At 73.2% G+C, this 5,285-nt stretch carries 4 protein-coding genes; 2 read left to right on the top strand and 2 right to left on the bottom strand.

All coding sequences use genetic code 11. The features are described from left to right. Window positions 1-57: 57 nt before the first annotated feature. Together AOK15_RS38850 and AOK15_RS38845 are read right to left on the bottom strand one after the other, a co-directional pair. Window positions 58-456 carry a hypothetical protein gene (locus tag AOK15_RS38850; RefSeq protein ID WP_037692967.1) on the bottom strand — a complete coding sequence of 133 codons (399 nt, stop codon included), beginning with the start codon at window positions 454-456 and terminating at the stop codon, window positions 58-60. A gap of 396 nt (window positions 457-852) precedes the next feature. Further along, on the bottom strand, window positions 853-2,355 hold the full coding sequence (locus tag AOK15_RS38845; protein ID WP_055523636.1) for a type III PLP-dependent enzyme domain-containing protein: 1,503 nt from the start codon (window positions 2,353-2,355) through the stop codon (window positions 853-855). Window positions 2,356-2,511: 156 nt separating this feature from the next. On the opposite strand from AOK15_RS38845, the gene hutU reads away from it, so the two are divergent. Further along, the gene (gene hutU / locus AOK15_RS38840; protein WP_055523634.1) at window positions 2,512-4,200 is read left to right on the top strand and encodes a urocanate hydratase; all 1,689 of its coding nucleotides are present in this window, start codon (window positions 2,512-2,514) and stop codon (window positions 4,198-4,200) included. Between the two features lie 101 nt (window positions 4,201-4,301). Continuing rightward, the coding region (locus tag AOK15_RS38835) for an allantoate amidohydrolase (RefSeq protein WP_055523639.1) at window positions 4,302-5,285 on the top strand (984 nt) is incomplete at its 3' end.

The raw sequence follows: 5,285 nt of genomic DNA, 5'->3' as shown, positions 1-5,285 counted from the left end.
CGTGCCGGGTGTGCTCGCCGCGCACGGGCAGCGGGGGAGCCGACGTGGTGATCACGCTCATGCCAGCACCAGCCGCCCCGCCATCTCGCCCAGCCGGATCCGGGCCAGCGCGAGATTGCCGTCCGACCTGGCCAGCCACAGATGCAGGAAGACACTGCTGTCGAACGTCGTCCGCACGAACCGCAGCACGTGGTACGTGTCCCGGTTGCTGACGATCAGGTCCTCGACCGGGAGATCGGCCCCGGACCAGTCCGAACCCTCCTCCGGGGCGAACGCCCGGTGCTCCGCCGCGAGTCGGGCCAGTTCCGCCGCCTCCGCCGCGGTCGTCTCGTGGTCACCGCCGGGTGCCTCCCCGACCGTGCCCAGTGCCAGTCCGCTGGTCCAGTCGACCACCGCGGCGCCCAGGGCACCGGGCAGCCTCATGGCCTCCACCAGACACTCGTCGATTCCGGGCACCGTGGCTCCCCTCCTGCCTGCGGTTCGGCTGAGTGACGCAGACGCTACGCAACGTGTGCGCGAGGGGTGAGCGATCTGGCATTTTCCAGCGGAACATGCGGAGAGGCGACTAAGGTGGGTCGACTTGCCTCATTTTCACCGCTGTTGAGGTCCGCGAGGGCGGCCGGTGCGCTGAGGTGGGGGTATGCGGTCGACTCGCATACGGACCCCGGGCGGACCGCCGGGCGCTCACCATTGTGGGGGGAGTGCGGGGCGTGCGAAGTGAAGCGCCCGGCATCCCGCGCGCCCCCGCGTTGGCGAACGCGCGGGAACCGCGCGACGGGCCGGACACGACTTCCGCCCGCCGCACGGCACTTCCCGGGTGGTGGACGGCATGTCCCGGGCGACGGACGGGCCTCAGAGCTCCAGGAGTCCCGACCGTTCCCGGCCGCCCGCCTCCGCGACGATCTCCTCCGTCGTCTGCGCTTGCCGGACCACCGCGAAACGCACCTCGCCCTCGCCCTCACCGGGCGCGTAGCCGTGGATCGCGGGCCTCGGCAGCGAGTTGTACCCGTAGTGGTGCGCGAAGTAGTACGCCCCGGTGTCCAACGCCGCCGCGTAGTCCCCCGGTTCGAGGCGCGGCAGGGAGCGACCCCGGGCGAGCAGGTCCCCGGCGAAGCAGGCCGGTCCCGCCACGTCCTGCACGACCGCGGGCCCTTCCTTCACCCGGCCCTTGCTGTCGTACGCCGCGATGCGCAGCGGCCACGCCGCCGGCGCGTACACCGTCCGGGCCGCCACCTGCACCCCCGCGTGGGTGACCGCAACGGCGCGGCCGCCCGCGCTCTTGGTGTACTCCACCCGCGCCACCACCGTCCCGTGCTTGGCGAGCAGCGACCGTCCGAACTCGGTGACCAGCCCGTACCGCCCGTCGAACAGTCCCGGCACCGCCTCCGCCAGCAGCCGCGCGTACTGCGTGTGCGTCGGTGTCGCCGCCTCCGACGCGAAGTTCACCGGCAGCCCGCCGCCGATGTCGATCGTGTCGATCTGCTGCCGCCCGATCCGCCGGTTGATCTCCTCGGCCAGTTCGTACGTCTCCGCGATCCCGCGGGTCATCAGCGACAGCGGCATGCCCTGCGACCCGGAGTGCGCGTGCAGCCGGCTCAGCCAGGGCCGCTCCAGACACGCCCGTACGACCCACTCCCGGGCGCCCTCGTCCCGTAGCGGCACTCCGAACTTCGACGTGGCCGTGGCGGTGGACAGCGCGTCGATGGCGCCCCCGCCCACCTGCGGGTTCACCCGGATGCCGAGAGGGGAGCGGGTGGTGGCCGAGCGGACGAGCGCGTCGAGGCGGGCCAGCTCCTGCGGATTGTCGGCGTTGACGGCGATGCCCAGCGCCAGCGCCTCCCGCAGTTCCGCCGGGGTCTTGGCGGGCGAGTCCAGCACGGTCTGCCGGGGCGACACCCCGGCGGCCCGCGCCAGGGCCAGCTCACCGGCGCTCGCGACCTCCGCGCCGATCCCCGCCTCGCGCAGCAGCCGCACCACCGGCACCAGCGGTGTCGCCTTCACCGCGAACGCGTGCAGCACCGGGGTGCCGGGCGCCGTCACCTCGTCGAACGCCCGCCGCAGCGCCGCCGCCGACGCCCGGATCCCGGCGACGTCCAACAGCCCGATCAGCGGGGTGCCCGGCCCGAGCAGCCCCTGCTCCACGGCCGCCCGCACGGCGTCGTCCCGCCGGGCCGTGCGCTCGTCGTCCGTCTCGACCAGCCGCAGCGTGCGCTCGGTGTCCGCCTCGACGTCCCCGCCGGGCCGGGGCGCGCGGTCCCCGGGTGCGCCCTCCCGTCGCGCGGCGCGACCCTCCGCCGCCCTGTCACGCCGGTCGGCGGGCCCCGTCCCGTCGGCCCCGCGCGTCGCATCTCCCATCTCGTCCCCCCGTGGTGGTGTCGTTCCCGGGCCCATGCACCCAGTGTGTCCAGCCAAACATCCACGGCGCACTGTCGCTGGCGTACGGGCGTATTGACTAGCTCTATTCATCGAGTCAGGATGTGAATAGTTGCTGTAAATCGAGGAGGCAGACCCGTGTCAGGACCCCGCCCTGTTCGAGCCCCGCGCGGTACGGAACTGAGCACGCTGGGCTGGCAGCAGGAAGCCGCCCTCCGCATGCTGCAGAACAACCTCGACCCCGAGGTCGCCGAGCACCCCGACAAGCTCGTCGTCTACGGCGGCACGGGCAAGGCCGCCCGCGACTGGCGCTCCTTCGACGCCATGGTCCGCACGCTGAGGACCCTCAAGCAGGACGAGACGATGCTCGTCCAGTCCGGCCGCCCCGTCGGCGTCATGCAGACCCACGAGTGGGCCCCGCGCGTCCTCATCGCCAACTCCAACCTCGTCGGCGACTGGGCGAACTGGGAGGAGTTCCGCCGCCTCGAACAGCTCGGCCTGACCATGTACGGCCAGATGACCGCCGGCTCCTGGATCTACATCGGCACCCAGGGCATCCTCCAGGGCACCTACGAGACCTTCGCCGCCGTCGCCGCCAAGAAGTTCGGCGGCACCCTCGCCGGGACGATCACCCTCACCGCCGGCCTCGGCGGCATGGGCGGCGCCCAGCCGCTCGCCGTCACCATGAACGACGGCGTGGCGCTGTGCATCGACTGCGACCCGCGCGCGATCGAGCGCCGCATCGAACACCGCTACCTCGACGTGAAGGCCGACAACCTCGACCACGCCCTGCGGCTGGCCACCGAGGCCCGTGACGCCCGCCGCCCGCTGTCCATCGGCGTCCTCGGCAACGCCGCCGACCTCGTCCCGCAGCTCCTCGCCATGGGCGCCCCCATCGACATCGTCACGGACCAGACCTCGGCCCACGACCCCCTGGCGTACCTCCCCGTCGGCGTCGACTTCGACGACATGGCCTCCTACGCAGCCAAGGACCCGGCCGGCTTCACCACCCGCGCCCGCGAGTCCATGGCCCGGCACGTCGAGGCCATGGTCGGCTTCCAGGACGCCGGCGCCGAGGTCTTCGACTACGGCAACTCCATCCGCGGCGAGGCCCGGCTCGCCGGGTACGACCGCGCCTTCGCCTTCCCCGGCTTCGTCCCCGCCTACATCCGCCCGCTGTTCTGCGAGGGCAAGGGACCCTTCCGCTGGGCCGCCCTGTCCGGCGACCCCGCCGACATCGCCAAGACCGACAAGGCGATCCTCGACCTCTTCCCCGAGAACGAGTCCCTGCACCGCTGGATCAAGATGGCCGGCGAGCGCGTCCACTTCCAGGGCCTGCCCGCCCGCATCTGCTGGCTCGGCTACGGCGAGCGCGACAAGGCCGGCGAGCGCTTCAACGACATGGTCGCGAGCGGTGAACTGGCCGCCCCGCTGGCCATCGGCCGCGACCACCTCGACTGCGGATCCGTCGCCTCCCCCTACCGCGAGACGGAGGCCATGCTCGACGGCTCGGACGCGATCGCCGACTGGCCTCTGCTCAACGCCATGGTCAACGTCGCCTCCGGCGCCTCCTGGGTCTCCCTCCACCACGGCGGCGGCGTCGGCATGGGCCGCTCCATCCACGCCGGCCAGGTCACGGTCGCCGACGGCACCAAGCTGGGCGGCGAGAAGATCCGCCGCGTCCTCACCAACGACCCCGGCATGGGCGTGATCCGCCATGTCGACGCCGGCTACGACATCGCCGAGTCGGTCGCCGACGAGCGGGGCGTGCGGGTGCCGATGCGCGAGGGCGCCGAAGCCACGAACGGCGAGGGTGAGGACGCGTGACCCCGAGCCACGGCGGCCACGACGGCGGCTCCCCGGCGGGAGCCGCCGCCGCACCGGCGTCCACGGGCCCGGCCGGGCCCGGCGGCGCCTCCTTCCACGAGATGTGGCGTGATCTGCTCCCCATCGGGCGGCACCCCGACTCCGGTGGATACCGGCGGTTCGCCTGGACCGGCGCGGACGCCGAGTGCCGCGCCTGGTTCGAGGAGCAGGCCCGCGACCGGGGGCTGACCCACGAGGTCGACCGCAACGGCAACCAGTGGGCCTGGCTGGGCGACCCTCGGCAGGGCGACGCCGTCGTCACCGGGTCCCACCTCGACTCCGTGCCCGACGGCGGGGCCTTCGACGGCCCCCTCGGCGTCGTCTCCTCCTTCGCCGCGCTCGACGAACTCCGCGCCCGGGGCGCCCGCTTCGACAAGCCGATCGGCATCGTGAACTTCGGCGACGAGGAGGGCGCGCGCTTCGGTCTCGCCTGTGTGGGATCCCGGCTCAGCTCGGGGCAGCTGACCGTCGACCAGGCGCACCGGCTGACCGACGGCGACGGGGTGACCCTGCCGCAGGCGATGGAGGCCGCCGGGTACGACCCGGAGGGCATCGGCGCCGACCCCGAGCGGCTCGCCCGGATCGGCGCGTTCGTCGAACTGCACGTCGAACAGGGACGGGCCCTGGACCTGTCCGGCGACGCCGTCGGGATCGCCAGCGCCATCTGGCCGCACGGACGGTGGCGCTTCGACTTCCGAGGAGAGGCCAACCACGCGGGCACCACCCGGCTCGTCGACCGCCGCGACCCCATGCTGTCGTACGCGGAGACCGTGCTCGCCGCCCGCCGCGAGGCACGGCTCGCCGGCGCCGTCGCCACCTTCGGCAAGATCTCCGTCGAACCCAACGGCGTGAACGCCATCCCCTCCCTCGTCCGCGGCTGGCTCGACTCCCGCGCCGAGGACCAGGGGACGCTGGACACGGTCGTCGGCGCGATCCAGGAGGCGGCCCGCGACCACGCGCAGCTCCACGGGGTCGAACTGGACGTCGTCCGCGAGTCCTTCACCCCGGTCGTCGAGTTCGAGCACGCCCTGCGCGACGAACTCGCC

Origin of the sequence: Streptomyces ossamyceticus (assembly GCF_001418475.1) — a bacterium.
In the GTDB taxonomy this organism is placed as follows: Bacteria; Actinomycetota; Actinomycetes; order Streptomycetales; family Streptomycetaceae; genus Streptomyces; species Streptomyces ossamyceticus.
The sequence above is the reverse complement of the archived record's forward strand: the minus strand, read 5'-3'. Positions and strand labels throughout refer to the sequence as shown.

Bases quoted from the DNA above. Each gene is read 5' to 3' on its own strand.
- AOK15_RS38845 (WP_055523636.1), bottom strand. From the start codon at position 2,355: ATGGGAGATGCGACGCGCGGGGCCGACGGGACGGGGCCCGCCGACCGG.